Here is a 25706-nt window from a genome sequence, read left to right on the forward strand (position 1 = left end):
AATATGGGGAATCATGCTGTTGAATTAGTTAATATAAATAAGAGATTTGGAGATAATATCGTTCTTGATAATATAAATTTATATATAAGAGATAAAGAGTTTTTAACTCTTTTAGGTCCATCAGGCTGTGGTAAGACAACTACATTAAGACTTATTGGGGGTTTTGAAACTCCTACAAGTGGAAAAATCTTATTTGAAGGGAAAGATATTTCAAATGTTCCTCCTTATGAGAGAAATATAAATACAGTTTTTCAAAAATATGCACTTTTTCCGAATATGAATGTTTATGAAAATATTGCTTTTGGACTTAGAATAAAGAAAATGTCAGAAAGTATAATAAATGAAAAAGTTAAAGAAATGTTAAGACTTGTAAATTTAAAAGGATATGAAAAAAGATCTATTTTATCTTTAAGTGGGGGGCAACAACAAAGAATTGCAATTGCAAGAGCTTTAGTAAATGAACCAAAAGTTTTGCTTTTAGATGAACCACTTGGAGCATTGGATTTACAGCTTAGAAAAGACATGCAAGTTGAACTTAAAAATATTCAAAAGAGAGTAGGGATTACATTTGTTTATGTAACTCATGATCAGGAAGAGGCTCTAACAATGAGTGACACAATTGTGGTTATGAACGATGGTAAAATCCAACAAGTTGGAACTCCGATAGATATTTATAATGAACCTAAAAATGCATTTATAGCTTCATTTATAGGAGAAAGTAATATTTTAGACGGAGTTATGAATGAAGATTTTGTTGTAAGTTTTTCAAATAGAAAGTTCAAATGTGTTGATAAGGGTTTTATACCAAATGAAGAAATTGATGTAGTAATTCGTCCGGAAGACTTAGAGCTTGTAGATGAAGAAGAAGGAATGTTAGTTGGTATTGTAAAGTCAGAGATTTTTAAAGGGGTTCATTATGAATTACTTGTTAAGGTTGGAGATTTTGATTATATGGTTCATTCCACAATTACAAAGCCTATAGGATCAAAAGTTGGACTTAGAGTTATACCTGATAATATTCATATTATGAAAAAAGGAGCTAAAGAAATATAGATGAAATTTAAGAGGTTTGCATATCCATATGTTGTATGGTTAGTAATTTTTATTGTTGTTCCTCTGGTTTTCATAGCAAAATATTCTGTTGACTATGGTGGAGAAAATTTTGTTTTCTCAATGGAACATTATCAAAGATTTTTTAACCCGACTTATATAAAAGTTTTGTTAAGATCTTTAAAAATGGCAGTTTTATCTACGATTTTGTGCCTTATAATCGGTTATCCTTTTTCATATTTTATTACAAAGTTTAAGCTTAAAACAAGAAATATGATGATTTTGTTGGTTGTAATTCCAATGTGGATGAACTTTTTATTAAGAACTTATTCTTGGATTAGTATTTTAAGTAAAAATGGTCTTTTAAACTCCATTTTGAAATTTTTTGGATTACCTACTGTAAATCTTATGTATTCCAATACATCCATTTTAATAGGAATGGTATATAACTTTTTACCATTTATGATTTTACCGATTTATACGACATTGATTAAGATAGATAAAGAATACATTGAAGCATCTCATGATTTGGGTGCAAATAGAGTAAAAACTTTTACAAAATTGATATTTCCTATGAGTTTACCTGGTGTTATAACAGGAATTACAATGGTATTTATTCCTGCAATTTCTACTTTTGAAATTTCCGCTCTACTAGGTGGAAATAAAGAAAACTTAATAGGAAATATAATTGAGCAACAATTTAGAGTTACGGGTAATTGGAATTTTGGGTCTTCTATGAGTATGGTGCTTTTAGTTATGATTTTAGTTTCACTTTTCGTTATGAATAAGTTTGATCCTGAGTATTCAAAAGAGGTGGAAAATGGAAAATAAATTTAGAAAATTATATATTTCACTTGTATTTATCTTTATCTATGCACCTATTTTTGTGCTTATATTGTATTCATTCAATGATTCTAAACTTCGTGGTTCTTTTACAGGAATTACTTTTAAATGGTATGTTGAATTATTTAATGATAAAGAGGTTTTGACAGCTCTTTATTATACAATATTGATTGCGGTTTTAACTACTATAATTGCAACTTTTATAGGAACTGTTGCAGCTATCGGGATATATTACATGAAAAAAAGTGAAAAGTTTGTAGTTTTAAATTTAAACTATATTCCTGTTTTAAATCCTGATATAGTAATAGCCATTTCTTTAATGGTATTATATAAAGTTTTCAATATTGACTACGGATTTTTGACATTGCTTGCTTCACATATAGTGCTTGCAACACCTTATGTGATACTTTCGGTTTATCCAAAGATGAAACAGATGAATAAATTTTTACCTGAGGCTGCAATGGATTTGGGAGCAACACCTTTTTATGCTCTAAGGAAAGTAATTTTACCTGAAATAAAGCAAGGTGTTTTTGCGGGAGCATTACTTGCATTCACTCTTTCATTGGATGACTTCGTAATCGCTTATTTTAACAGTGGAAACGGGGTTGTTAACCTTAGTACACAAATTTATTCTATGGCTAGAAAAGGAATAAATCCGTCAATAAATGCTCTTTCAACATTGATGTTTATTGCAATGCTAGTTCTTTTACTAATTATAAATAAGAAAAGTGAGGATGGTATTTTATATGACTAGAAAGAATATATTTTTAAATGTACTTTTTTCACTTTGTATGATATTTCTACTTTCGTCTTGTAATAAAAGAGAAGGTAATGTTGTAAATATGTATAATTGGGGAGAGTATATAGATAAAGAGGTTTTAGATGAGTTTACAAAGGAAACCGGAATAAAAGTTAATTACGAAACCTTTGTTACGAATGAGGATATGTATTTAAAGATAAAACAGGGTGGAAGTAATTACGATATAGTTGTTCCTTCAGATTATATGATTGAAAAGATGATTAAAGAAGATATGTTGGAACCGATAGATAAAAGTAAGATTTCGAACTATAAGAATATTGATGAGAAATTTTTAAATAAGGACTATGATCCCGAATCAAAATATTCAATTCCTATGTATTGGGGAACTTTGGGTATTTTGTATAATAAAAATTTGGTAGATGGTGAGATTAATTCTTGGGCTGATTTATGGGATGCAAAGCATAAGGACAAAATTGTTATGTTGGACAGTTCAAGAGATAGTTTAGCAGTGGCACTTTTAAAAAATGGATTTTCGATGAATTCAAGAAATAAAGAAGAATTGGAAATTGCAAAAAAAGATTTAATAAAACAAAAAAAATCTATACTTGCATATTTAGTAGATGAAGCAAAAGATAATATGTTAGCTGAAAATGCTGCAATTGCAGTGATGTACTCAGGAGATGCAACTGAACTATTGGATGCAGATGAAAAGTTCGAATATGTAAAACCTAAAGAGGGAACAAACCTTTGGTTTGACTCAATGGTAATTTTAAAAAATTCAAAGAATAAAGAGAATGCACATAAGTTGATTGATTTCTTAATCAGAAAAGAAATTTTATCAAAAAATATGGAGTACACATATTATGCAGTTCCAAATCAAGAAGTAATTGATGAAAATGAATTAATAAAATCAGTAACAAAAATTGACGATAAATATTTCAAAAAAATGGAAGTTTTTAAAGATCCATCAGATTTTATAAAAGAATATGATAATATCTGGACAGATGTAAAAGCTGATTAAAAAATAAGGCATAGATTTAAAATCTATGCCTTTAAATTTTTATTTAGAAATTATTTAGCTAATAAATATTCTATCATTAATTTACAAGTATTTTCGATACCTAAGATATGAGTTCTTTCATAACTATGGCTTGCATCAACACCAGGTCCGATTAATGCACAACGAATATCATGTCCTGCTCTAAGTGCAGCAGTTGCATCTGATCCATAATGAGGATAAATATCAATTCTATAATCAATTTTCTTTTCTTCAGCAATCTTTCTCAATTTATTTCTCATTCCTAAATCATAAGGTGTTGAAGAATCCATTGCACAAATAGTTACAGCTCTTTCATCAGATTCTTGTCCAACTCCGGGTGCTGCCATATCTACAGCAAAGAATTCAACAGTATTTTCAGGAATAAAGCTTGAACCATGACCGATTTCTTCATAATTACTTATAAAGAAATTAATTGTATTTTTAGGTTTGATTTTATTATCAACTAAATATTTTGCAACTCCCATCATAGCAGCTATACAAGCCTTATCATCTAAATGTCTTGATTTAACAAAACCGGATTCATAAATTCTACATCTTGCATCTAAATAGATGAAATCTCCAACAGAAATGCCAAGTTTTTTAACGTCTTCTGCATTTTCAACAACTTCATCAATTCTTACTTCCATATTTTTTATAGAACGTTGAGCAGTTGTTGTAGTATCATAAACGTGAACTGATGCTTCGTTATATAGAACAGTTCCCGGAATTAACTTTCCGTCAAAAGTTTTGATAAATACATTTTCAGTTTCAACACTTGTTGGAGAAAATCCACCAACTAAGCTAAAAGCTAAACGTCCATTTGATTTTATTTCTTTTACCATTAAGCCTAATGTATCAACATGACCGGAAAAAGTTATAGCCTCTTTACTTTCTCCTTCTATTGTAGCTATTAGAGCATTCTTATTTGTTCTTCTCGTAGGAATATTTAATTCTCTAAACTTTTTTTCCATAAACCAAATTGCATTTTCAGTATCTCCAGTAGGGCTGTAGATATTTAATAACCCTTCAAGTAAATTTGTAACATAATTTCTATCCATAACAACCTCCAAATTTATTTTATATGTTTATTATACACGATATTAAAACTATTGTAAATTATTCTAAAATTGACAATGAAAAAATAAAATGTTATACTTTCCTTGATTTCTAATGAATGAGGGGATATTATGAATTTATTTGTTTATAGAAAATTAAATTTAGTGGTAAATGTATTAATTGTAGTTATTTGTATTTTAATGTTAGTATTTTTGAAAACAGATTTTTTTAAAAAAATTATAATTGCAACTATTTTAATTTTAAAATTATTTAGTATTTTAGATCATTTTAAAAATAAAAAAGTAGAAAATAAATCAAGAAACGAAAAATAAGAACCCCACCCTTCCACGATGCTTCGCATCGGGTGGGTTCCCGGGAACCTTGTTGTTTCACAATAAAAAGGGAGCAAAATAATGCTCCCTTTAAGTTTAATTTTTAAGCGTCAGATCTTGAAAAACCATTTTTCATTTCACAGCTTGCTGTGTAAAGAACTTTACCTAATACATCAATTGTTTGTTTTCTTAATTCTGTTGCAATTTCTTCATTTGCATTTTCACAAAATTCAACAACTTTTCCTTTAGCTATTTTTTTACTTAAGAATTTATTGTCATATTTATTTAAAATTTCAGTACATTTTGATTGAATAGACAATTGATAACGTTCAATATGAGAACTGCAAGATGCATAATGAGCATCTGCTAAAGCTGCTATTAAACGATTTGTCCAATAGAAATCTTCTGTTGTAAGTTCCCCTGTAGTATTTGCAAGATATTCCGGTGTCTTATCTATATTTACATAGAAAGGAATCATTGCATTAAATACATTTGAACCAAGAGCAAGCCATTCAATACTTCTGATTGCTTCAGGCATGTCAGGTCTTATTTGAACAAGTCCTAAGAAATTATTTCTATTAATACCAATTGGTCTGAATTTTCCTTTTTCATCTGAAAATTTTCCATAAGGATCATAAGGAGTTCCTTGGAAATGATTAGAAAGTGCATATTTAATATCTTCAACAGTTATTTTTTTGTCCGGAGTTCTGCACCATGGAATATCATCTGATTCAGGAACATAATCTGCTTCCATTCCATCCCAATAATTTGTAAGTGAATTGAAATATCTTTGTAAAACCCAAGCACGAGGAGTATTATAAGTATGATCTGCATCAGAGTGGCTACCAAAAGCATCTCTAGGATTTAAATTTCCGTCTAGAGAAAGATCTAAATGATATCTGTTTATAAATTCTCTTAAATCTGCAGAACACATATATTCTTTTTGTTCTCCAAAAGCATCTTCCAAGTCAAAATAATCAAGACCAAGTTGGTTTGGCATAATTACATAACAATCATCCGGAACACGTCTTGCAATCCAATGATGACCTCCGATAGTTTCCAACCACCAAATTTCATTTACATCTTGAAAAGCTATACCGTTCATTTCATAAGTGCCATATTTTTCTAAAATTTCTCCTAGTCTAATTACACCTTCACGAGCGGATTTGATATATGGTAAAACTAAAGTAACCATGTCTTCTTCACCAATTCCGCCAACTTTTTCAGGAACATAATCTTTATCTCCTTCTTTTCCAACAGCAGGAATGAAATTTACAAGAGGATCAGCACCCAAAACTCTTTCATTTGAAGTTAGAGTTTCTGTTGCAGTCATAGAAATATTTAACTCATTAACACCGCAAGCACCCCAAACTCCTGATTCATCAACTGCATTAGGCATACAAGTATAACGCATAGGATTAGTAGGCAAATCAATTTCAACATGAGATAAAACTGATTTATATTTCACAGGTTGTTCCTTTGGATGAACAACTATAAATTTCTTTTCACAAAATTGACCTGATGGAGAGTCCTCGTTACGAGCAACCATTGTTGATCCATCATAAGTAGCATTTTTTCCAACTAAAATTGTAGTACAAGCCATAATAAAATCTCCTTTCAAAATATAATCTTTTTTCATAAATTGTGTAACATTTTTACTCATATTACAATTATATTATACTCCGAAAAAATAAAAGTAAATATATTTAATAATAAATATCAAAAAGAGCAAAAAATAAATTTAATATTTTTTAAATTCCTCTTTCAGCCATAATTATTTCAATTTCATTTTCGTTTATTCCTACCATAGCTTCTCCTAGATTTTCAGAAACTTTTGCAATAACCTTAGGATCATTATAATGTTTAACAGCTTCAACTATTGCCTTAGCTCTTTGTTCAGGATTTCCTGATTTAAAAATACCCGAGCCTACAAAAACACCTTCAGCACCTAATTGTCTCATAAGCGCTGCATCTGCTGGAGTTGCAACTCCACCTGCTGAAAAATTGACAACAGGAAGTTTTCCGTTTTTGTGAACATATTTTAATAATTCATAAGGAACTTTAAATTCTTTTGCTTTTTCAAATAATTCATCTTCTGCCATCGCAGTTACTTGACGAATTTCACCTTGAATTTTTCTCATATGTGAAACTGCTTGAACAACATCTCCTGTACCTGCTTCTCCTTTTGTACGAATCATTCTTGCACCTTCTTGAATACGTCTTAGAGCTTCTCCTAAATCTCTTGCACCACATACAAAAGGTGTATCGAATTTTGTTTTATCAACATGATGAATATTATCTGCAGGGGATAAGACTTCACTTTCATCAATATAATCTATTCCTATTTCTTGCAATATTTGAGCTTCTACAAAATGTCCGATTCTACATTTTGCCATAACAGGAATTGAAACAGCTTCCATTATACTTTTAATCATTGCAGGATCGCTCATTCTTGAAATCCCTCCGGCAACACGAATATCTGCAGGAATTCTCTCTAATGCCATTACCGCAACTGCTCCTGCTTTTTCAGCTATCTTTGCTTGTTCGGGTGTAGTAACATCCATTATAACTCCGCCTACGAAATTTTGTGTTAAATCTTTCTTTTTCATAATATTCCTTTCTCCTTAAATATATTTTATATAAACAGTATAATATATTTTTGATACTAGAGAAAGGGTCAAAACCTATATAAAAAATGGTATCAGATTAAGATTTAATTACACATAAAATCTTTCCTTTTTCAAAAGATATTTTTGCAGAATTTGATTCTATAATATTGCTTATACAAAGAGAATCTCCCTTTTTAAGATCAATATTTTTCACATCATATTTAAAACCGGACAATGTCAAATTTTTTATTTCTTCTGAAAAAGGTATAAAAGAAATTTTTGTATTTAATAGATTATTAAATTCAAATTTTCTTTCTATTTTAAAAAGTATTTCAGTCTCTTTTAAAAAATATAAATTATCATATTTAAACATTAAATTAATATTTGTAAGTTCATGATCTAAATTTCCACCTAATGCACCTATACAATAGATTTTATCGTAATTTTTATCTTTAATGAATTTTAAAATTAATTCTGAATCTGTAAAATCTTTATCTTTAGAAAATTCTTTTATAATTACATTTTTTACTTTATAGAAATTTAAAATATCTTTATTGATTGAGTCTAAATCTCCCCAAATTTCATTTGGAATTAAATTCAGTTCATAGCAGAGATTTGTTCCACCGTCTGCACAGTAGATATCACCCTTATTCATCATAAAGAAATTTTTAAAATAATTTTTATTTCCTAAAAGTTTTCCATTAAAAAATATATAAGCAATTTTCATTATTTTTCTCCTAATTTTTTAATTATATTTTAACATAATTTTAAAATTTTTAAACTATTGAATAATTTATTTGTTAATAGTATAATTTAATAAATTGAAGTTAAAATTTTACATAAAAGGAGGAGATGCTATGTATTTAGAAAAAATCAATTCACCAAGTGATTTAAAAAATTATCTATTGATGAATTAAAAGAGTTAGTCGTAGAACTTAGAACATATTTATTAAAAAGACTTAGTGAAAAGGGAGGACACATAGGTCCTAATCTTGGATCATTGGAGTTTACAGTTGCACTTCATTATGTTTTTGACTCTCCAAAAGATAAGATTGTATTTGATGTTTCTCATCAAACTTATGTTCATAAAATGTTGACAGGAAGAAAAGATGCTTTTATGATTCCTGAAAAATATGAATCAGTTACAGGATTTACTTCTCCAAAAGAAAGCAAACATGATTTATTTACAATAGGTCATACTTCAACTTCTATAAGTCTTGCTTGTGGTTTAGCAAAGGCTAGAGATTTAAAAGGAGATAATGAAAATATTATAGCTGTTATAGGAGATGGCTCATTAGGTGGAGGAGAAGCTCTTGAAGGGCTTAATAATGTTTTTGAACTTAAAAGTAATATGATTGTGGTTATAAATGATAACGACCAATCTATTGCGGAAAATCATGGCGGCCTTTATAAAAATCTTTATGATTTAAGAAAAACAAAAGGAAAGGCAGAAGATAATCTTTTTAAAGCAATGGGTCTTGATTATATCTATGTTGATGATGGTAATGATATTGAAGAATTAATTTCAGCATTTAAGTCAGTTAAAGATTTAAAAAATCCTATTGTAGTTCATATTTCAACAACAAAGGGAAAGGGATTTAAGCCTGCAGAAATTAATAGAGAGAAATTTCATTATGGAGCGCCTTTTGATATTGAAACAGGGGATTTTAAAAATTTTGGAAATGGACAAAATGTAGAAAACTATAAAAACTTGACTGTTGATTATTTATTGAATGCTATTAAAAAAGATAAAACAGTTGCTGTTTTGAATGCTGGAACACCAGGGGCTTTTAGATTTTCTAAGGAAATAAGAGAAAAAATGGGTAAGCAATATATTGATGTTGGAATTGCTGAAGAACATGCGGTTGCAATGTCTTCAGGACTTGCAAAAAATGGGGCAAAACCAGTTTTCTGCGTATATAGTACATTTATGCAAAGAACTTATGACCAAATTTCTCATGATTTGTGCTTAAACAATAATCCTGCATTAATATTGGTTTATGGAGCATCCATTTATGAAGAAAGTGATGCTACACATCTTGGATTTTTTGATATACCAATGATTTCGAATATTCCAAATTTAGTATATCTTGCACCTACAAACAAAGAAGAATATTTTAAGATGCTGGATTGGGGATTAAATCAAACAGAACATCCTGTTGCAATAAGAGTTCCTGTAGTTGATGTTGTATCAACTGGTGAAGCAGATAAAACTGATTATTCAATTTTAAACAAATCTAAAGTAACTAAAAAAGGAAAAGATGTAGCTATTATAGCTCTAAGTAATTTCTATAATTTAGGAAAAGAAATAGCTGATGAATTAGGGGATGTTACTCTAATTAATCCGGTATATATTACAGGTTTAGATGAAGAATTACTTGAAGAATTAAAAGAAAGTCATAAATTGGTAATTACTTTAGAAGATAGTGTTATAGAAGGTGGTTTTGGAGAAAAAATTGCAAGATTTTTCGGAACATCTGATGTAAAAGTTAAAAATTATGGAATTAAAAAGAGTTTTCCCGATAGATTTATTGTGGAAGAATTTCTTATAGAAAATGGAATTTCAAAAGATTTAATCATCAATGATATCAAGGAAATATTGAATAAATAGGAGATAGGAGGTACTGGTTATGAGTAGAAAATTAGTTGCATATTTCAGTGCAAGTGGAGTAACAAAAAAACTTGCAGAAAGAATTTCAAAAATTGCAGGAGCGGATTTACATGAAATTGTGCCTAAGGAAATTTACACAGATGAAGATTTAAACTGGATGAATGAAAATAGTCGTAGCAGTATCGAAATGAAAAACAAATCATTTAGACCTGAAATAGCAAACAAGATTAATAATATTGATGACTATGATACTATCTATGTAGGATTTCCTATTTGGTGGTATGTTGCACCTACAATCATAAATACTTTTTTAGAAAGTTATAATTTAACAGGAAAAACTATTATTCCTTTTGCGACTTCAGAAGAAAGTTTAATGGGAAATACTAACAAAGAATTGAAAAATTCCTGTAAGGGTTCAGTTCTAAAAGAAGGAAGAAGATTTGACATTAAAGATAGTGATGAAATAATTAAAAATTGGATTGAAAGTTTATAAAATGTTAGCCGACTTAATTTCAAGTCGGCTATTTTTGTATAGAAGAACCTCATCCTTCTACGATATTTCACATTGAGCGGAAATGCGGAAACCCGTTATTGTACAATAAAAAAAGAGATTTCGTTTGAAATCTCTTAATATTTTAATTAACATCCACAACCACAGCCACAGCCACAAGATTCAGGATTTCTTTTTTGGTATCTTGCTTCAACTATATCCCAGTTTACAACTTTCCACCATTCTTTTAGGTATTCAGCTCTTCTGTTTTGGTATTTTAAATAATAAGCATGTTCCCAAACATCATTTCCTAAAAGAATAACTTTTCCACAAGAAATTGGACAATCTTGGTTAGGAGTTGCAATTATTTCGATATTTCCTTCTTTATCAGATACTAACCATACCCAACCTGAACCAAATTGTCCTGCACCTTTTTTGTTGAACTCTTCTTTAAAAGTTTCAAAATCTCCAAATTTTTCAGCAATTTTCTTAGCAACTTCACCAACAGGTTCATTTGATCCACCCGGTGTCATGCTTTCCCAGAATAAATTGTGGTTGAAAACTCCACCAACATTATTTTTAATTCCATTCTTTTTGTCTTCTGGAGCATGTTCTAAATGAGTTAAAATTTCTTCTAATGTAGCTTCTTCAAAAACTGTGTCTTTAATGAAGTTGTTTAAATTGTTTACATAAGTTTGGTGGTGCTTGCTATGGTGAATTTCCATAGTTTCCTTATCTATTACAGGTTCTAATGCATCATAAGCATAATTTAATTTTACTAATTCAAATGCCATTTTATTCCTCCTAAAATTATAAAATATTAAAAACTTATTTGTTTTCAAATCTATTTTACCCATAGGAATATTTTTAAAACTTTAATAATAAATATCAATAATTGAATAATTATTTTATAAAAATCGTCTCTATTGAAGTTTTTTTAAAATATGATATACTATGAGCTGGAGGTATTTATGAAAATTATAATTGTTGGAGCCGGTAAGGTTGGAGAGTATTTATTTACTGATTTAAATACAGAAGATAATGATATTATTTTAATAGAAAAAAGACAAGAAATTTTAAACGAAATGCTATCTAAGTATGATATTATGGGGATTTCCGGAAGTGGAACTAACTATGATCTTTTAGAAGAAGCAGGAGTAGAAGATAGTGATATTTTTATTTCCGTTACTGAAAGTGATGAAGTAAATATTATATCCTGTATTTTTGCAAAAAATATGGGAGCAAAATATACTATTGCACGTGTTAGAAATCCTGAATATTATGCTAAATATGATTTTGTAAAAGACGCATTGGGAATTGATTTAGTTATAAATCCAGAATTTGTTGCAGCAAGAGAAATTTCAAGAGGATTAAAGTATCCTTTTGCTCATTCTGTTGAAACTTTTGTTGACGGTAGAGTAAAACTTATTGGACTTTCTGTTGGAGAAGATAGTCCTTTAAAAGATGTTAAAATTAAGGATTTGCAACAAAAATTCAATATAAAAGTTTTAATTGGAATCGTTGAAAGACAGGGTGAAATTTTTATTCCTTCGGGTGAATTTATTATAAGAGAAGGAGATAAGGTTCATTTTACAGGAACTGATGAATTTGTATATAAATTCTATAATATGTTAAAAGTTGGAGAGAAAAAAATAGAATCTGTATTTATTATAGGTGGTAGTAGAATTTCTCATTATTTAATTTCAAATTTAATTAAGGAAAATATAAAGGTAAAATTAGTTGAAGTTAATCGTGAAATAGCAACATCATTTAGCGAAAAATTTCCTTCAAAAGTTAAGGTAATTTGTGCAGATGGTTCTGATTCTGATGTTATTGATGAGGAAGGATTGAAAAATTATGATGCTTGTGTAGCATTAACAGGAATTGATGAAGAAAATATTATGTTAGGAATGTTTGCAAAAAAACTTAATGTTAAAAAGTCAGTAGCAAAAGTTAGTAGACTTTCTCTTTTAAATATTATTCCTCCTACAGATAGTTTTTCCTTTGTTACACCTAAAAAATTGGTTTCAGATATAATAATAAGTGTAGTTAGATCAATTATCAATAGTGAAGGATCTAATATAGAAACTTTACATAGATTATCAAATAATGTAGAAGCTTTAGAGATAAAAGTAAACAAAAAATCAAGGGCAATAGAGACTCCTCTAAAAGATTTGGATATCAAGGAAAATGTACTTATAGCTTATATTATTAGAGATAACAAACTAATTTTTCCTTCCGGTAGTGATTTTATTATGGTTGGAGATACTGTAATTGTTATTTCAAAGGCAAATTTGATACAAAATATAGATTCAATCTTAGTATAGGTGTATTATGAATAATAAAATTATAAGATATATTTTAAGTAAAATTTTATATATTGAGGCAGGATTTTTACTTTTACCTGTTATAGTTTCTCTCATATATAAAGAAAATTATAGTAATATTTTAAGTTTTTAGTAACAATATTTTTATTATTGTTGAGTGGTTATTTACTAGGATATAAATCTGATGCAAGTGGAGCTTTTTATGAAAAAGAGGGCTTTATAATAGTTTCATTATCTTGGATACTTTTATCTGCCTTTGGAGCTTTGCCATTTGTTTTCTCGGGTTCAATTCCTAATTTTATTGATGCATTTTTTGAAACTTCAAGTGGATTTACAACTACAGGAGCTAGTATTTTAACCAATGTTGAAGAACTTAGTCATTCAATGCTATTTTGGAGAAGTTTTACACATTTGATTGGAGGTATGGGAATTTTAGTTTTTGCACTTGCGATTTTACCTCGTTCAAATAGAAATTCTCATATTATGAAAGCAGAAGTTCCTGGACCGATTTTTGGAAAATTTGTTGCAAAAATGAGTTATACTGCTAGACTTTTGTATAAAATTTATTTTGCTATGACAGGAATTTTGATAATTTTACTAATTTTAGTTGGTCATCCTGTTTTTGATTCTTTCGTTCATGCTTTTGGAGCTGCAGGAACTGGTGGTTTTGGAATAAGGGCAAATTCAATTGCATATTATAATAGTCCTGTAGTTGAGATGATTTTGGCAACTGCAATGATAATTTTTGGTATTAATTTTAATTTATTTTATGTAATTTTAATAGGAAAAGCAAGAGACGGATTTAAGAGTGAAGAATTAAGATGGTATTTGCTTATAGTCTTTGGAAGTGTTGTTTTAATATTCTTCAATATAAGACATAATTATACTTCATATCTTACTGCTGTAAAAGATATATTCTTTACAGTTTCTTCAATAATATCGACTACCGGATACGCTACTGTTGACTTTGGAAAATGGCCTACTTTTTCTCATGCGATTTTGTTGTTCCTGATGTTTACAGGTGCCTGTGCGGGATCAACTGCAGGTGGTTTGAAGATTTCAAGATTTATAATTTTGGTTAAGTCATCTATTTTACAATTTAGAAAGGCTATAAATCCAAAAAGAGTTTTAAGTGTAAAAGTAGATAATAAACTTGTTGGAAATGAAGTATTGGCGGAGGTAAAGGGTTACTTTGTAATTTATATATTTTTAATTATAATTTTTACAGTTTTAATATCCTTTACTGTTCCGGATTTCTTAACTGCATTTTCAGCAGTAATGGCAACTTTTAACAATATTGGACCGGGACTCTCTGTTGTAGGGCCTACAGGAAGTTATGCAAGTCTTACTTATTTTAATAAAATAGTTTTGTCACTTGCAATGCTAGCAGGGAGACTTGAAATATTTCCAATACTAATTTTATTCTCATCAACAACTTGGAAAAAGAAATAGGGGGAGATATTTTTGGCGAAAAAATATTATGCTGTTAAGGTTGGAAAAACAACAGGAGTTTTTAATAATTGGGAAGACTGTAAAAAACAAGTTACAGGTTTTTCGGGAGCAATTTATAAATCTTTTCCAACTTTCGAAGAAGCTAAAGAATATTTGAATAATGAAAGCAACGAAATTGAAAGTAAAAATATTACTTTTGAAGATGTTGCAGATGATGAAATCCTAGCCTATGTTGACGGTTCTTATAAAAAAGATACTTTAGAATATGGTTATGGAGTTGTTCTCATTTTAAAGGATGATATTATTGAACTTTTTGGAAAGGGAGAAAATCCTGAAGTTGCAAAGAGTAGAAATGTAACAGGAGAACTTTTTGGCTCGATTAGAGCTATCAGTGAGGCGATAAAGTTAAGAAAGAAAAAGATAATTGTTTTTCATGATTATCAAGGCATTTCATCTTGGGCTAATGGAGAATGGAAATGTAATTTGCCCCTTACTATAGGATATAGAGATAAAATTAAAGAGTTTAGAAAGGAAATAGAGATTTTATTTGTAAAGGTTAAGGCGCATTCTAATGATAAATATAATGACCTTGCAGACCATTTGGCAAAAAAATCTTTGGGAATTGAAAAATAGTTTATGACTGAGATATTAAAACCGACAAAAGAAAATATAGAAAAATCTGCAAATTTAATATTAAATGATGAGATTGTTGCAATTCCAACAGAAACTGTGTATGGTTTAGGAGCAAATGGGTTATCAGATATTGCGGTTTCAAAAATCTTTAAGGCAAAAAATAGACCACAGGATAATCCTTTAATATTGCATATTTCAGATTATGAAATGATGGAAAAATTGGTTTATGAATTAAATGATGATATAAAAGAATTTTTAAATTATTTTTGGCCTGGACCACTGACTGTTATTATGAAAAAGAAAGATATAATTCCTGATGCTGTCAGCTGTGGACTTGATACCGTTGCTATTAGAATGCCGAATAATGAAATTGCAAGAAGTTTCATAAAACAATGTGGTGTTCCAATAGCTGCGCCTTCTGCAAATATTTCAGGAAAGCCTTCACCAACGACTGCAGAAGATGTTTTTACTGATATGAATGGTAAAATTTCAGTAATATTAGATGGTGGACTTTGCAATATCGGAATAGAATCAACGGTTTTGGATTTGACTAAAAAACCTTATACGATTTTAAGACCGGGTTTTTACACAAAGGAAGATTTTTTGAAATATGAAGATGAAATTTTAATTGATGATGCCATTGTAACAGAAAACACAATTCCAAAATCGCCGGGACAAAAGTATAAACATTATGCTCCAAAGGCAAAAGTTGTCGTGATTGTAGTAAAAGATAGGAAAAAATCATCAATTGAGATTGAAAAAATAATAAAAGAAAATAAAGACTTAAAAATTGGAATATTTAAGTTTGACGAAACTATTTTAAGTGTAGAAAATGAAAATATTTTATCATTGGGTTCAGTTTTTGACTTAAAAGAAATGTCTAAAAAATTATTTAGAGGTCTTAGAGAATTCGACGAAAAAAATGTTGATTTGATTATTGTTGAGGGTTGTGATGAAAAGGGACTTGGATTTTCAATAATGAACAGACTTAAAAAATCAGCAAGTGGGAATATAAAATATATTGATTAAAGAGCTTATGCTCTTTTTTTGTTAAATAGTTGTTTTTAGAATTTTAATATGTTATACTATTTAAAATTTATCAGGAGGTTTTTATGGATAAGGATTTAAGTTTTTGTGAGGTAATGAATATAGATGATGATTTACAGAGAAATGAGATGTTGTATAAATTTTTTGATGAAGATTCAAGATTGAAAAGTAAGTTCGGAATGGTGGAAAAATTAACTACAATAAGAGAGATCGATAAAGTTATAAATTCTAATACTAAAATGCTTGATATAGGAGCGGGAACGGGAGTTTATACTATAAATTATGCTGATAAAGTTTCTGAAATATATGCTTTTGAACCTTCTGAAAATAATTTTTTGAAATTAAATGAAAATTTAAAAAATTACAATTTTAATAATGTTATAACAAAACAATTAAATTCCTTAGAGCTTGAAATATTGCCTGATGATTATTTTGATGTTGTACTTTTATTTGGGCCACTATATCATTTATCCAATAAAGAGCATCAAATGAAAACATTAAATGATGCAATTAGAGTTTGTAAAAATGGAGGACATATTTTTATAGCGTTTATAAATCATGATATGGTACCTATTACGGAAACAAACTATAATTTTAATTATTTTGAAAATGGTGCATATAATAAGAATACACAAAGAGTATGGAACAGACCTTTTATATTTTTTACTATTGATGAGAGTAAGAGTTTAGTAGAGGAATCAGGACTAAAGATAGAAAGTATAATTGCATCTGATGGTTTTTCTGAATTATTATTTGAAAAAATTGAAAAAATGAGCGATGTAGCTTATGAAAATTATTTGCAATGGCATTTTAATCATTGTAAAAATAAAGAACTTTTAGGAGCAACAAATCATTTGTTATTTGTTACGAAAAATATAAAATAGTAAATTTAAAGGAGATAGTAATTTGCAAGAATTGGTTATTAAAGAAATTGTTGATATTAAAGAAAAGGAAAAAATATCGAGAGAAATATTAAATGATCTTCCTGAATGGTTTGGTATGCCAGAAAGTACGGAAGAATATATTACAGATTCTAAAGATAAACCGTTTATTGCCTGTTTTATGGATAATGAGGCAGTAGGTTTTGTGGTATTGAATGCTACAAGTGAGGATTGTGCAGATATTTTTGTTATGGGAATTAAGAAAAACTATCATAGAATGGGAATAGGAACAAAGCTAAATGATGCTTATGAAGAATTGGCAAAAAAACTTGGTTATACTTATACTCAAGTTAAAACTGTTCAAAGCGGTCATTATAAAGAATATGATATAACAAATAATTTCTACAAATCTGCAGGATATAAGGAATTGGAAGTTTTTCCAACTCTATGGGATGAATGGAATCCTTGCCAAATATATATTAAATATATTGGAGATTAGTATTGTTGCTATTAAAATTAAATAATTGAATATGAGATGAAAGGCAGTAAATCAAATTATACTGCTTTTTTATTGTTCAAATTATGATATAATAATTATAGATTTATGCCAAATGATAAAGCTGTAATTATTTCATCATAATTACCAAAATTTAATTATAAAAAAGAGATTATGATATAATAATTATGTATTGAAAAATGGTTTATGATTTTGTATTTGGAGGAAGTATGAAAAGAAATATTATTTTTATCTGATTTCCTTAATATGTGGAATTTTATTTTGTTATTTTTAAAAATTGAACATTTTACAAAATTCTATATTTTTTAATTTTTGGATTTGCTTGTATATTTTCATATATTTTTAGATTCAATAAATTAAAATTATTTTTTTTAATGTTTTCATTGGGCTTTTTAGTAAGTTTTTTTGCAGAAAAAGAGAATAATTTAAACTCATTCTTTGATCAAAAAGTCTCTTTAACAGGGGAAGTTTTAAATTCAACTGCACGTTCTGATGAAAATGGATACAAATATGAAATTAAATTAAAAAATATTGAAAATACAGAAAAATCAGAGAAAATTTTACTTTTTACAAATCATAAACAGTTTAAAATTGGAGATATTGTAAGTGTAACCGGAAAACTTAGAGAAATAAGGTCAAATGGTAATCCAAGACTTTTTAATTATAAGAGATTTAATTTAAAAAAGAATATATATTCAAATATTTATTCTGATGATGTGAAAAAAATCGGAGAGAATAAAAATTTAAAGAGAACTTTTCATAATTTTGTCGAAAATGTCTTTGATACTTCTCTTTCATCTGAAAATTCGGATATTATGAAGAGGATATTTCTTGCAAATAATTATGATACTGCTTTTGAAAATGATATTAGAGAAATTGGACTTTCACATATTTTAGCTGTTAGCGGTTTACATATTGGAATAATATATCTTATTTTAAGTAAAATATTGATTATTTTACCGATAAAAAGAATTTTTAGAGAAATTATAATTTTGTTTTTTATATTTTTATATGCGTATTTGATTGGTAATCCTGCAAGTGTTTTAAGAGCGGAAATATTTTTGTTTATCTCTATATTTTCGTTACTTTATGGGAAAGTTAAAGATAGATTAAATGACCTTTTATTGACTGTTTTTGTTATTTTATTGATAAATCCATATATGATTTTTGATGTAGGATTGTATTTAAGCGCATTTTCTGTATTTGGAATTATAAAGATTTTACCAGAATTTTCAAAGAAGAGGGACGGCTTTGTTCTAAAATCTTTAAAACTTACATTTTCAGTTATGCTTATAATTTTACCTATTATTTTATACACTTTTGGAAAGTTTTCAATAATTATATTCTTTAGTAATTTAGTATTAACACCAATTTTTGTAATTTGCATAGTTATTTCGTTTTTTATTTTGTTATTTGGTTTATTTAGTTTAAAAGTTTGTGTATTTTTGGGATTATTAGTTAATAGTTTATTAAATCTTATAAGATTAAATGTTGATTTTCTAAAGGCTATAAATATAAATATCACTTTTTATGAATATAACATAGTACTTTTAATTTTTACATATTTTTTACTTTTAATTTATTTTAAGAGGAGAGATTTTAAGTATTTTACATTTGATAGCTTTAAATTTTTTATAGTTTCTGCTATGATTCTATTTGCTTCTACAAATATTTTTAACATTTATAAAAATGAGGTAAATATAAATTTTATAGATATAGGTCAAGGAGATGCCTGTTTAATAAGAGGAAAACAGAATAATATTCTAATAGATACAGGTGGAATTACTTTTGGGAAAGGAGATAACGGAAAATCCGTTTTAATTCCATATCTACAGAAAAATGGGGTTAAAAAACTAGATTTTGTGTTTATTTCACATTTAGACGCAGACCATTGTAAAAATTTGAGTTATTTATCTAAAGAAGTGGAGATTAAAAACTTATTTTTTAGAAAAGATGGGTATAGAGATTTTGTAAAAAAATATGGAGAAGTTAAGGCTGAAAATATTTATAATATTGAAAATAATTTAAAATTAAATTTAGAGGATGTAGATTTGGAAGTTTTAAAAGCCAAAGATTCTACGGAAGAAAATGAAAGATCTATAATTGTTAGAGTTATAGCAAATGGGAAGAAAATACTTTTTACCGGAGATATTGGAGCTTTTACAGAAAATCAGCTCATAAAAAATGATATAGACTGTGATTATCTCAAAGTTGCTCATCATGGGAGTAAGAATTCCAGTTCTTCTGAATTTTTATCGGCTACAAGTCCAAAAACTTCTATAATTTCTTGTGGTTATAAAAATAGATATAATCATCCGCATAAAGATGCTTTAGATAGAATAAAATCTGTAGGAAGTGATGTTTATAGAACAGACTTACAGGGAAATATTATGCTTAGTATTAATAAGTTTGAAGAAAAAATTACAGGTTTTAGAGAAATTGATAGTAATTTATTTGGGTTTTTGAAATTCTATTTTATGGATATTTTAAATATTATAATGTATCTATTTGCTTTTTTAGTATTAGTTAAAATAAATAATGATTTAATAATAGATTTAGACTTTATTAAGGAGGAACTATGAATTATATACAAGCTATGAAGTTGCTAGATAATGGGGAACTTAATGGTATATATGTTTTGAGTGGAGAAGAAATTTTTTTGATAGATAGGTTTGTTGAATTATTTAAGGAGAAAATTGTTTCAAAAGATTTTTTTGATATGAATTATATTGAATATGATTTTTCAAAAATTGATTTGCAGAAGTTAAAGATTGATTGTGAAACAGCTCCATTTTTCAGTAATAAAAGACTTATCATTGTAAATGATGTAAATCTTTCAAAAAATGGAATTTCTATGTATAAAAACTTCTTTGAGGAAATGTATGATTATATAGATAAAATTCCAAATACAACAGTTCTTCTTTTTGTGATGAAAGGAAGTCTTGCTTTTCGCGGTAAATTTTATAAACAAATTTCGATTTTAGGACATAATATTGAACTTATAAGATTTAATGAGATTGAACTTTTTAAATTTATTAAAAAAAGATTTGTTTTAAAAAATATCGAAATTAAAGATAATGTATTGAAATATATTATTGATAGAATTGGGTATTTAGATAGTAGTCGAGAAAAAAATCTTTATGATGTAGAAAATGAAGTAAACAAACTACTTAATTCCTTTTCCAGAAATGTTTTAGATTTTAAAGATGTTGATGAAATTCTAGTTGATAAATTTGAAAATAGCATTTTTAAATTGCTGGATACAATTTCTAAAAAAGATTATAAAAATTCAATTAAAATTTTGGTTGAGCTTAAAAAATCAGGAGAGGATTCTTTTTCTACATTTTATATGATTGTTAGATATATAAGAAATCTTTTAGGAGTAAAAGTTTTGAAACTAAAACAAAAACATTTAGACTATATTTCAAAAGAGCTAAAAATTTCAAACTATGAATGTAAAAAATTGTATTCCGTTTGTGATAATTTTTCAGTAGAAACTCTTTGTAATTATATTGATTTTACATATTCTGTCGAATCGGATATAAAGACAAAGAATAGAGATATAGATTTATTGTTAGAGATTTTAATTTCAAAAATGTCGTTAGGAGGCGATTTAATTGAGTAAAAAGGTTAATATTTTTGTTGACGGAATGACTTGTCAAGCCTGTTCAATGAAGGTTGAAAAGGGGCTTTCAAAACTTAAGATTGTAGAGGATGTTTCTGTAAATCTTATGAGCAAAACAGTTACGGTTTCCGTTGAAGATGGAGCAAAAGTTGAAGGTCTTATTGGAGTTATAAAAAGACTTGGATATAAACCAAAAAGAGATGAATTGAAAATCGAAAAGAGTAGTCTTAAAGCAGAAGATATAGAAAAAATCATTTCTGAGTTAAAAGAAAAAGATACTGTTTTAGTAAAAGATGAAGATGACATTTTAAAAGTAAAATACTTAAAAGATGTTGTTTCTTTAGATGAAATAAATTCAATTTTAGAGAAATATAAAATTTCGGTTAAAAAAGAAAAAAGGAAAGACAAAATATATATGAAGATGAAATTAAGGACTTAAAAAAGGACTTAATTATTTCAATAGTATTTAGTGTGCCACTTATGGTTTCAATGTTCTTCCATATGTTTAATATGCATAAATTTATACTTAATGGTTATATTCAATGGGCTTTTGCAAGTGTTGTTCAATTTTATGTAGGGAAAAGATATTATATAAATGCTTATAGAAATTTAAAAATAAAAGTACAAATATGGATGTTTTAATAGCTTTTGGAACATCAATGGCTTATTTTTATTCAGTCTATAAAGTATTAATCGGAAGTGTTGATGTTTATTTTGACAGTTCTGCGATGATTATAACACTAATCTTACTTGGTAAATTTTTTGAAGCAAATGCAAAGTCAAATACTTTCGGTGCAATTATGAAATTGATGGATTTAAAAGCGGACTATGCAATTGTAATTGAAGGGGATAAAGAAGTTAAAAAGAATATTGAAGATGTAAAAATTGGAGATATTGTTTTAGTTAAACCTTATGAAAAAATTCCGGTTGATGGAGTTATTATTTCAGGGAATAGTTCTGTAAATCAAGCTATGATTACTGGAGAATCTGTTCCTGTCGAAAAAAGTATCGGAGATACCGTTATCGGAGCGACAAATAATATTGAGGGGATTTTAAAAATTGAAGTAAAGAGTACAGTAGAAAATTCTGTATTATCTAAAATACTTGATTTGGTTCAAAATGCTCAGACAAAAAAAGCCCCTGTTCAAAGACTTGCAGATAAAATTTCAAGTTATTTTGTACCGGGTGTAATTTTGTCATCTTTAGCTACTTTAGTAATTACTTATATTGTTACAAAAGATTTTACAACAAGTTTATTAAATAGCTGTGCAGTAATGGTTATAGCTTGTCCTTGTTCACTTGGTTTGGCAACGCCAACAGCGATTATGTCGGGTACAGGTGTCGCTGCACAAAATGGTATTTTAATAAAGAGTGGCGAAGTTTTAGAAAAAATTCATAAAATGGATAGTATTATTTTTGATAAAACGGGAACACTTACAACAGGAGAATTAAAAGTTATTGAAATAAAAAATAATACTGATTTATCAGAAGAAGATTTTTTAAGTATAATTTATTCTTTAGAAAAAATACAGATCATCCTATTGCTAAATCTATCGTAAATTTCTGTAAAGAAAAAAATGTAAAAGAATTGGATATTTCAGATTTGAAAGTAATCGCAGGAATGGGAGTTCAAGCAGTTTATAATGATAAAGAAATTCTAATTGGAAAGAGAAAATATATCGAAGAAAAACTTGGAAAACTGGAATTAAATATAGAAAATGAATTATTGACAATCTTTATATCAATAGGGAGTGAATTTGCAGGTTTTGTTGTTTTAGAAGATGAAATTTCAAAAAATGCATTTGAAATAATTAAGAAATTAAAAGAAAAAATATTGATGTTTATATGATAACTGGAGATAGTGAAGTTGTAGCCAGAAAAGTTGCAAATAAACTTGGAATAGATAATGTGCTTTATGAAGTTATGCCAAATGAAAAATCTCAAAAGGTTTTAGAATTGCAAAAACAAGGTAAAATTGTTGCAATGGTAGGGGATGGAATAAATGACGCTCCAGCTCTTGCAAGTGCAGATATAAGTTTTGCAATGGGAACCGGTACAGATATTGCTATGGAAACTTCAGATATTACTCTGATGAATGGCAATTTAAACACACTTTTAAATTCAATCAATATAAGTGAACAAACTCTTAAAATAATCAAACAAAATCTATTCTGGGCATTTTTCTATAATATTATTGCAATTCCATTTGCCGCATTCGGATACTTAAATCCAATGCTTGCAGGATTTACAATGAGTTTTAGCTCAGTAAGTGTTGTTTTAAACAGTTTAAGATTAAAAAGATATAAATTTTAGCAAAAATGGTATGCCATAAAAGGCATACCATTTTTAAATTCTTAATTATTTTTTATTGTATTTTTTTACAAAATTGTAAAGTGTTTTTACCGGAGTACCGCTTGCTCCTTCAGGATTTGTTCCCCAAGCTGAACTTGAGAATGAAGGACCTGCAATATCTAAATGAACCCAAGGAGTATTTTCAACGAAATGTTCTAAGAAAACTCCGGCAGTAATTGCACCACCTGTTCCCGGTCCGGTTGCATTTAGTAATTCTCCAACTTTTCCTTTTACGCTTTCTTTATGTTCTTCATAAACAGGGAATCTCCATAAATATTCACCCATAAAGTCTGCTGATTCTTTAATTTTTGCATAAACTTCATCATTATTACTTACAGCTCCGATAACTCTTGAACCTAAAGCTTGAATACAAGCACCTGTTAAAGTAGCAACATCAACTATGCATTCAGGATTTAATTTTGAAGCTCCATAGTAAATAGCATCAGCTAAAGTCAATCTTCCTTCGGCATCAGTATTAACTACTTCAATAGTTGAACCCTTCATTGAAGAAATTATATCTCCATTTCTATAAGCATGTCCATTAATCATATTTTCACAAGATGCAACAAGGGCTATTACATTTCTTTGAACATTCATTTTTCCTACTGCATACATTGTTGAAATAACGGAAGCACTTCCACCCATATCAGTTTTCATAGTAACCATTCCTGTAGCAGGTTTGATTGCATATCCACCTGAATCATAAGTTAAACCTTTACCAACTAAAACAATAGGTTTTTCATCTTTGTTTGGTAAATGTTTCATAATTATAAATTTAGGTGGTAGGTCACTACCTTGTGCAACTGCTAGAAAAGCATCCATTTTCAAAGATTCTATTTGTTTCTTTTCTAAAACTTCAACTTCTACTCCAACTTTTTCAAGTTCTTCTTTTGCAAATTTTGCCAAAGTTTCCGGATATATATCATTTGCAGGTCTATTTACAAGATCTCTACACATAAATACTGCTTCCATTATCGCTTCAATTTCTTTAATTCCATTTTCTACAATTTCTTTTTTGTCTTCTAAAACATCAAAGAATACTTCACATTCGAATTTATCTTTCTTTTCTTTTAAGAAATTATCAAAAGCATAAGTAACATTTATAATACCTTCAATCATTGCTTGAGCAGTTAATTTATAACAGATACCGTCAAACTTTTTAACTTCTATATTACAGGATTTTACATTATTAGCTTTTAAGTGTTTTCCTAGAGAAAGGAAAGATCTTCTGATATTTTCTAAAGAATTTTCTTCTTCTTTTCCTAGTCCTAATAAAATTACATTTTCAGTGTTTGGACCAAGATTTGAAAAAACTTCGCCTCTTTTTCCATTAAAAAGTTTGTTTTCTTTTACATAAGATTTTAACTCTTTACTTATTCCGCAAATATCGTTTCCTTCAAAAAATGAAAGAACTTTAACCATTCCGGAATTACCAATTTTAAATTCCATATACTACCTCCAAAAATATATTAGATAATAAATATCTTACATATATAATAACTAAAATAACAAATTTTTGCAATAGAAAAGGACAACATAGTTGTCCAATTTAAAAAATATTAAAACTTATTGTTGCCATAATTATTCCTGAAAGAACTAATCCCATTATAGCTGCTAATAAACTTGTTTTAAAATCAATATCTAAGATACTTGCGGCGAGCATTCCGGTATATGCACCCGTTCCCGGAAATGGAATACCTATAAAAATTGCAAGGGCAATTAAAATTCCACTTTTACCTGATTTTTTTAAAATTTTTTCTCCTGCTCTATGACCTTTTAATAAAAGTTTTTTACAAAACTTTCCAATATATCTTTTATGTTCTCCCCATAATAAAAAATTTTTTGCAAGAAAGTAAACAAATGGAACAGGAATTAAATTTCCTATTATTGCAGTTATATATGAATTTAAAATCGGAAGTCCCATTGCTTGTGAGTATGGAATGGCACCCCTTAATTCAATTACCGGTACCATTGAAATAAGTAAAATTAAAAAATATTTTATCATTATCTCTCCTTAATCTATTTTAATAATGTATATATTTTACCATAAAAATTAAATAAAAGAAATACGAAAAAATTGTA

At 28.0% G+C, this 25706-nt stretch carries 28 protein-coding genes; 21 read left to right on the forward strand and 7 right to left on the reverse strand.

What is annotated here, in order from left to right; all coding sequences use genetic code 11:
- The first annotated feature begins 3 nt into the window (after positions 1–3).
- The 4 genes from potA to HMPREF9127_RS03155 are packed head-to-tail and all read left to right on the forward strand — an operon-like array spanning position 4 to position 3674.
- Positions 4–1053, forward strand: a complete 1050-nt coding sequence (potA, locus tag HMPREF9127_RS03140; protein WP_009447861.1) for a spermidine/putrescine ABC transporter ATP-binding protein — start codon at positions 4–6, stop codon at positions 1051–1053.
- Positions 1054–1881: an ABC transporter permease gene (locus tag HMPREF9127_RS03145; RefSeq protein WP_009448183.1), complete on the forward strand. Its 828-nt coding sequence runs from the start codon at positions 1054–1056 to the stop codon at positions 1879–1881.
- Positions 1871–2647: an ABC transporter permease gene (locus HMPREF9127_RS03150; RefSeq protein WP_009447791.1), complete on the forward strand. Its 777-nt coding sequence runs from the start codon at positions 1871–1873 to the stop codon at positions 2645–2647. Before HMPREF9127_RS03145 ends, HMPREF9127_RS03150 begins: the two co-directional genes overlap by 11 nt.
- Complete coding sequence (locus HMPREF9127_RS03155; RefSeq protein ID WP_009447899.1) at positions 2640–3674, forward strand: ABC transporter substrate-binding protein; 1035 nt, start codon at positions 2640–2642, stop codon at positions 3672–3674. Before HMPREF9127_RS03150 ends, HMPREF9127_RS03155 begins: the two co-directional genes overlap by 8 nt.
- Positions 3675–3724: 50 nt before the next feature.
- Here HMPREF9127_RS03155 and HMPREF9127_RS03160 read toward each other — a convergent pair whose 3' ends face one another.
- Positions 3725–4750, reverse strand: coding sequence for a M42 family metallopeptidase (locus HMPREF9127_RS03160; protein WP_009447949.1), 1026 nt, complete (start codon positions 4748–4750; stop codon positions 3725–3727).
- 129 nt (positions 4751–4879) lie between these two features.
- Here HMPREF9127_RS03160 and HMPREF9127_RS03165 point away from each other — a divergent pair, with 129 nt between their 5' ends.
- Positions 4880–5080 (forward strand): hypothetical protein, encoded by a 201-nt coding sequence (locus HMPREF9127_RS03165; protein WP_009448043.1) that lies wholly within the window; start codon positions 4880–4882, stop codon positions 5078–5080.
- Between the two features lie 103 nt (positions 5081–5183).
- Here the strand turns inward: HMPREF9127_RS03165 and HMPREF9127_RS03170 are convergent, their stop codons facing one another.
- The 3 genes from HMPREF9127_RS03170 to HMPREF9127_RS03180 all read right to left on the reverse strand — a co-directional run bounded on the left by HMPREF9127_RS03170 (position 5184) and on the right by HMPREF9127_RS03180 (position 8416).
- Entirely contained in the window at positions 5184–6683 is a 1500-nt protein-coding gene (locus HMPREF9127_RS03170; RefSeq protein ID WP_039849419.1) for a C69 family dipeptidase, read from the reverse strand.
- 148 nt (positions 6684–6831) lie between these two features.
- A complete protein-coding gene (pdxS, locus tag HMPREF9127_RS03175) occupies positions 6832–7689 on the reverse strand; it encodes a pyridoxal 5'-phosphate synthase lyase subunit PdxS (protein ID WP_009448132.1) in 858 nt (285 codons plus the stop codon).
- Between the two features lie 97 nt (positions 7690–7786).
- Entirely contained in the window at positions 7787–8416 is a 630-nt protein-coding gene (locus HMPREF9127_RS03180; RefSeq protein ID WP_009448286.1) for a thiamine diphosphokinase, read from the reverse strand.
- A gap of 177 nt (positions 8417–8593) precedes the next feature.
- Here HMPREF9127_RS03180 and HMPREF9127_RS03185 point away from each other — a divergent pair, with 177 nt between their 5' ends.
- Together HMPREF9127_RS03185 and HMPREF9127_RS03190 are read left to right on the forward strand one after the other, a co-directional pair.
- Positions 8594–10300: a 1-deoxy-D-xylulose-5-phosphate synthase gene (locus HMPREF9127_RS03185; protein ID WP_255261702.1), complete on the forward strand. Its 1707-nt coding sequence runs from the start codon at positions 8594–8596 to the stop codon at positions 10298–10300.
- A 19-nt stretch (positions 10301–10319) separates the two neighbouring features.
- A complete protein-coding gene (locus HMPREF9127_RS03190) occupies positions 10320–10793 on the forward strand; it encodes a flavodoxin (RefSeq protein WP_009448465.1) in 474 nt (157 codons plus the stop codon).
- A gap of 146 nt (positions 10794–10939) precedes the next feature.
- Here HMPREF9127_RS03190 and HMPREF9127_RS03195 read toward each other — a convergent pair whose 3' ends face one another.
- Complete coding sequence (locus HMPREF9127_RS03195) at positions 10940–11584, reverse strand: superoxide dismutase (protein WP_009448216.1); 645 nt, start codon at positions 11582–11584, stop codon at positions 10940–10942.
- A 177-nt stretch (positions 11585–11761) separates the two neighbouring features.
- Here HMPREF9127_RS03195 and trkA point away from each other — a divergent pair, with 177 nt between their 5' ends.
- From trkA to HMPREF9127_RS08955, 14 genes are all read left to right on the forward strand, one after another.
- Positions 11762–13117, forward strand: a complete 1356-nt coding sequence (gene trkA / locus HMPREF9127_RS03200) for a Trk system potassium transporter TrkA (protein ID WP_009447903.1) — start codon at positions 11762–11764, stop codon at positions 13115–13117.
- A 7-nt stretch (positions 13118–13124) separates the two neighbouring features.
- The gene (locus HMPREF9127_RS08935) at positions 13125–13250 is read left to right on the forward strand and encodes a hypothetical protein (protein WP_255261677.1); all 126 of its coding nucleotides are present in this window, start codon (positions 13125–13127) and stop codon (positions 13248–13250) included.
- 20 nt (positions 13251–13270) lie between these two features.
- Complete coding sequence (locus HMPREF9127_RS03205; protein ID WP_255261678.1) at positions 13271–14569, forward strand: TrkH family potassium uptake protein; 1299 nt, start codon at positions 13271–13273, stop codon at positions 14567–14569.
- A 12-nt stretch (positions 14570–14581) separates the two neighbouring features.
- Positions 14582–15202 carry a ribonuclease H1 domain-containing protein gene (locus HMPREF9127_RS03210; protein ID WP_009448371.1) on the forward strand — a complete coding sequence of 207 codons (621 nt, stop codon included), beginning with the start codon at positions 14582–14584 and terminating at the stop codon, positions 15200–15202.
- Positions 15203–15205: 3 nt separating this feature from the next.
- Complete coding sequence (locus HMPREF9127_RS03215) at positions 15206–16231, forward strand: L-threonylcarbamoyladenylate synthase (RefSeq protein WP_009448374.1); 1026 nt, start codon at positions 15206–15208, stop codon at positions 16229–16231.
- An 83-nt stretch (positions 16232–16314) separates the two neighbouring features.
- On the forward strand, positions 16315–17133 hold the full coding sequence (locus HMPREF9127_RS03220; protein WP_009448436.1) for a class I SAM-dependent methyltransferase: 819 nt from the start codon (positions 16315–16317) through the stop codon (positions 17131–17133).
- A 22-nt stretch (positions 17134–17155) separates the two neighbouring features.
- Positions 17156–17629 (forward strand): GNAT family N-acetyltransferase, encoded by a 474-nt coding sequence (locus HMPREF9127_RS03225; RefSeq protein ID WP_009447839.1) that lies wholly within the window; start codon positions 17156–17158, stop codon positions 17627–17629.
- Between the two features lie 326 nt (positions 17630–17955).
- On the forward strand, positions 17956–20229 hold the full coding sequence (locus HMPREF9127_RS03230) for a DNA internalization-related competence protein ComEC/Rec2 (RefSeq protein WP_482198147.1): 2274 nt from the start codon (positions 17956–17958) through the stop codon (positions 20227–20229).
- Positions 20226–21272, forward strand: a complete 1047-nt coding sequence (holA, locus tag HMPREF9127_RS03235) for a DNA polymerase III subunit delta (RefSeq protein ID WP_009447950.1) — start codon at positions 20226–20228, stop codon at positions 21270–21272. The genes HMPREF9127_RS03230 and holA overlap by 4 nt, the downstream gene beginning before the upstream one ends.
- Positions 21265–21711, forward strand: a complete 447-nt coding sequence (locus HMPREF9127_RS03240) for a cation transporter (RefSeq protein WP_009448136.1) — start codon at positions 21265–21267, stop codon at positions 21709–21711. Before holA ends, HMPREF9127_RS03240 begins: the two co-directional genes overlap by 8 nt.
- Positions 21712–21782: 71 nt before the next feature.
- Positions 21783–21914, forward strand: a complete 132-nt coding sequence (locus tag HMPREF9127_RS08940) for an HAD family hydrolase (RefSeq protein ID WP_255261679.1) — start codon at positions 21783–21785, stop codon at positions 21912–21914.
- Positions 21902–22831, forward strand: coding sequence for a heavy metal translocating P-type ATPase (locus HMPREF9127_RS08945; protein ID WP_009447869.1), 930 nt, complete (start codon positions 21902–21904; stop codon positions 22829–22831). Before HMPREF9127_RS08940 ends, HMPREF9127_RS08945 begins: the two co-directional genes overlap by 13 nt.
- 29 nt (positions 22832–22860) lie before the next feature.
- Positions 22861–23121, forward strand: a complete 261-nt coding sequence (locus HMPREF9127_RS08950) for an HAD family hydrolase (protein ID WP_255261680.1) — start codon at positions 22861–22863, stop codon at positions 23119–23121.
- Positions 23118–23585 (forward strand): HAD-IC family P-type ATPase, encoded by a 468-nt coding sequence (locus HMPREF9127_RS08955; RefSeq protein WP_009448462.1) that lies wholly within the window; start codon positions 23118–23120, stop codon positions 23583–23585. The genes HMPREF9127_RS08950 and HMPREF9127_RS08955 overlap by 4 nt, the downstream gene beginning before the upstream one ends.
- A 45-nt stretch (positions 23586–23630) precedes the next feature.
- Here the strand turns inward: HMPREF9127_RS08955 and HMPREF9127_RS03250 are convergent, their stop codons facing one another.
- Together HMPREF9127_RS03250 and HMPREF9127_RS03255 are read right to left on the reverse strand one after the other, a co-directional pair.
- Complete coding sequence (locus HMPREF9127_RS03250) at positions 23631–25073, reverse strand: leucyl aminopeptidase (RefSeq protein ID WP_009448468.1); 1443 nt, start codon at positions 25071–25073, stop codon at positions 23631–23633.
- Between the two features lie 100 nt (positions 25074–25173).
- Positions 25174–25629, reverse strand: a complete 456-nt coding sequence (locus tag HMPREF9127_RS03255; RefSeq protein WP_009448163.1) for a COG2426 family protein — start codon at positions 25627–25629, stop codon at positions 25174–25176.
- Between the last annotated feature and the right edge of the window lie 77 nt (positions 25630–25706).

The sequence above is a fragment of the Parvimonas sp. oral taxon 393 str. F0440 genome, assembly GCA_000223315.2.
Taxonomy (GTDB): domain Bacteria; phylum Bacillota; class Clostridia; order Tissierellales; family Peptoniphilaceae; genus Parvimonas.

Excerpts from the sequence above, each read along its gene's own strand:
- HMPREF9127_RS03160 (WP_009447949.1), bottom strand. The coding sequence starts at position 4,750 with ATGGATAGAAATTATGTTACAAATTTACTTGAAGGGTTATTAAATATC.
- HMPREF9127_RS08940 (WP_255261679.1), top strand. The coding sequence starts at position 21,783 with ATGCATAAATTTATACTTAATGGTTATATTCAATGGGCTTTTGCAAGT.
- HMPREF9127_RS03155 (WP_009447899.1), top strand. The coding sequence starts at position 2,640 with ATGACTAGAAAGAATATATTTTTAAATGTACTTTTTTCACTTTGTATG.
- HMPREF9127_RS08955 (WP_009448462.1), top strand. The coding sequence starts at position 23,118 with ATGATAACTGGAGATAGTGAAGTTGTAGCCAGAAAAGTTGCAAATAAA.
- HMPREF9127_RS03150 (WP_009447791.1), top strand. The coding sequence starts at position 1,871 with ATGGAAAATAAATTTAGAAAATTATATATTTCACTTGTATTTATCTTT.
- potA (WP_009447861.1), top strand. The coding sequence starts at position 4 with ATGGGGAATCATGCTGTTGAATTAGTTAATATAAATAAGAGATTTGGA.
- holA (WP_009447950.1), top strand. The coding sequence starts at position 20,226 with ATGAATTATATACAAGCTATGAAGTTGCTAGATAATGGGGAACTTAAT.
- HMPREF9127_RS03145 (WP_009448183.1), top strand. The coding sequence starts at position 1,054 with ATGAAATTTAAGAGGTTTGCATATCCATATGTTGTATGGTTAGTAATT.
- HMPREF9127_RS08935 (WP_255261677.1), top strand. The coding sequence starts at position 13,125 with ATGAATAATAAAATTATAAGATATATTTTAAGTAAAATTTTATATATT.
- HMPREF9127_RS03165 (WP_009448043.1), top strand. The coding sequence starts at position 4,880 with ATGAATTTATTTGTTTATAGAAAATTAAATTTAGTGGTAAATGTATTA.
- HMPREF9127_RS03215 (WP_009448374.1), top strand. The coding sequence starts at position 15,206 with ATGACTGAGATATTAAAACCGACAAAAGAAAATATAGAAAAATCTGCA.
- HMPREF9127_RS03220 (WP_009448436.1), top strand. The coding sequence starts at position 16,315 with ATGGATAAGGATTTAAGTTTTTGTGAGGTAATGAATATAGATGATGAT.
- HMPREF9127_RS03170 (WP_039849419.1), bottom strand. The coding sequence starts at position 6,683 with ATGGCTTGTACTACAATTTTAGTTGGAAAAAATGCTACTTATGATGGA.
- HMPREF9127_RS03195 (WP_009448216.1), bottom strand. The coding sequence starts at position 11,584 with ATGGCATTTGAATTAGTAAAATTAAATTATGCTTATGATGCATTAGAA.
- HMPREF9127_RS03180 (WP_009448286.1), bottom strand. The coding sequence starts at position 8,416 with ATGAAAATTGCTTATATATTTTTTAATGGAAAACTTTTAGGAAATAAA.
- pdxS (WP_009448132.1), bottom strand. The coding sequence starts at position 7,689 with ATGAAAAAGAAAGATTTAACACAAAATTTCGTAGGCGGAGTTATAATG.
- HMPREF9127_RS03250 (WP_009448468.1), bottom strand. The coding sequence starts at position 25,073 with ATGGAATTTAAAATTGGTAATTCCGGAATGGTTAAAGTTCTTTCATTT.
- trkA (WP_009447903.1), top strand. The coding sequence starts at position 11,762 with ATGAAAATTATAATTGTTGGAGCCGGTAAGGTTGGAGAGTATTTATTT.
- HMPREF9127_RS03190 (WP_009448465.1), top strand. The coding sequence starts at position 10,320 with ATGAGTAGAAAATTAGTTGCATATTTCAGTGCAAGTGGAGTAACAAAA.
- HMPREF9127_RS03255 (WP_009448163.1), bottom strand. The coding sequence starts at position 25,629 with ATGATAAAATATTTTTTAATTTTACTTATTTCAATGGTACCGGTAATT.
- HMPREF9127_RS08945 (WP_009447869.1), top strand. The coding sequence starts at position 21,902 with ATGGATGTTTTAATAGCTTTTGGAACATCAATGGCTTATTTTTATTCA.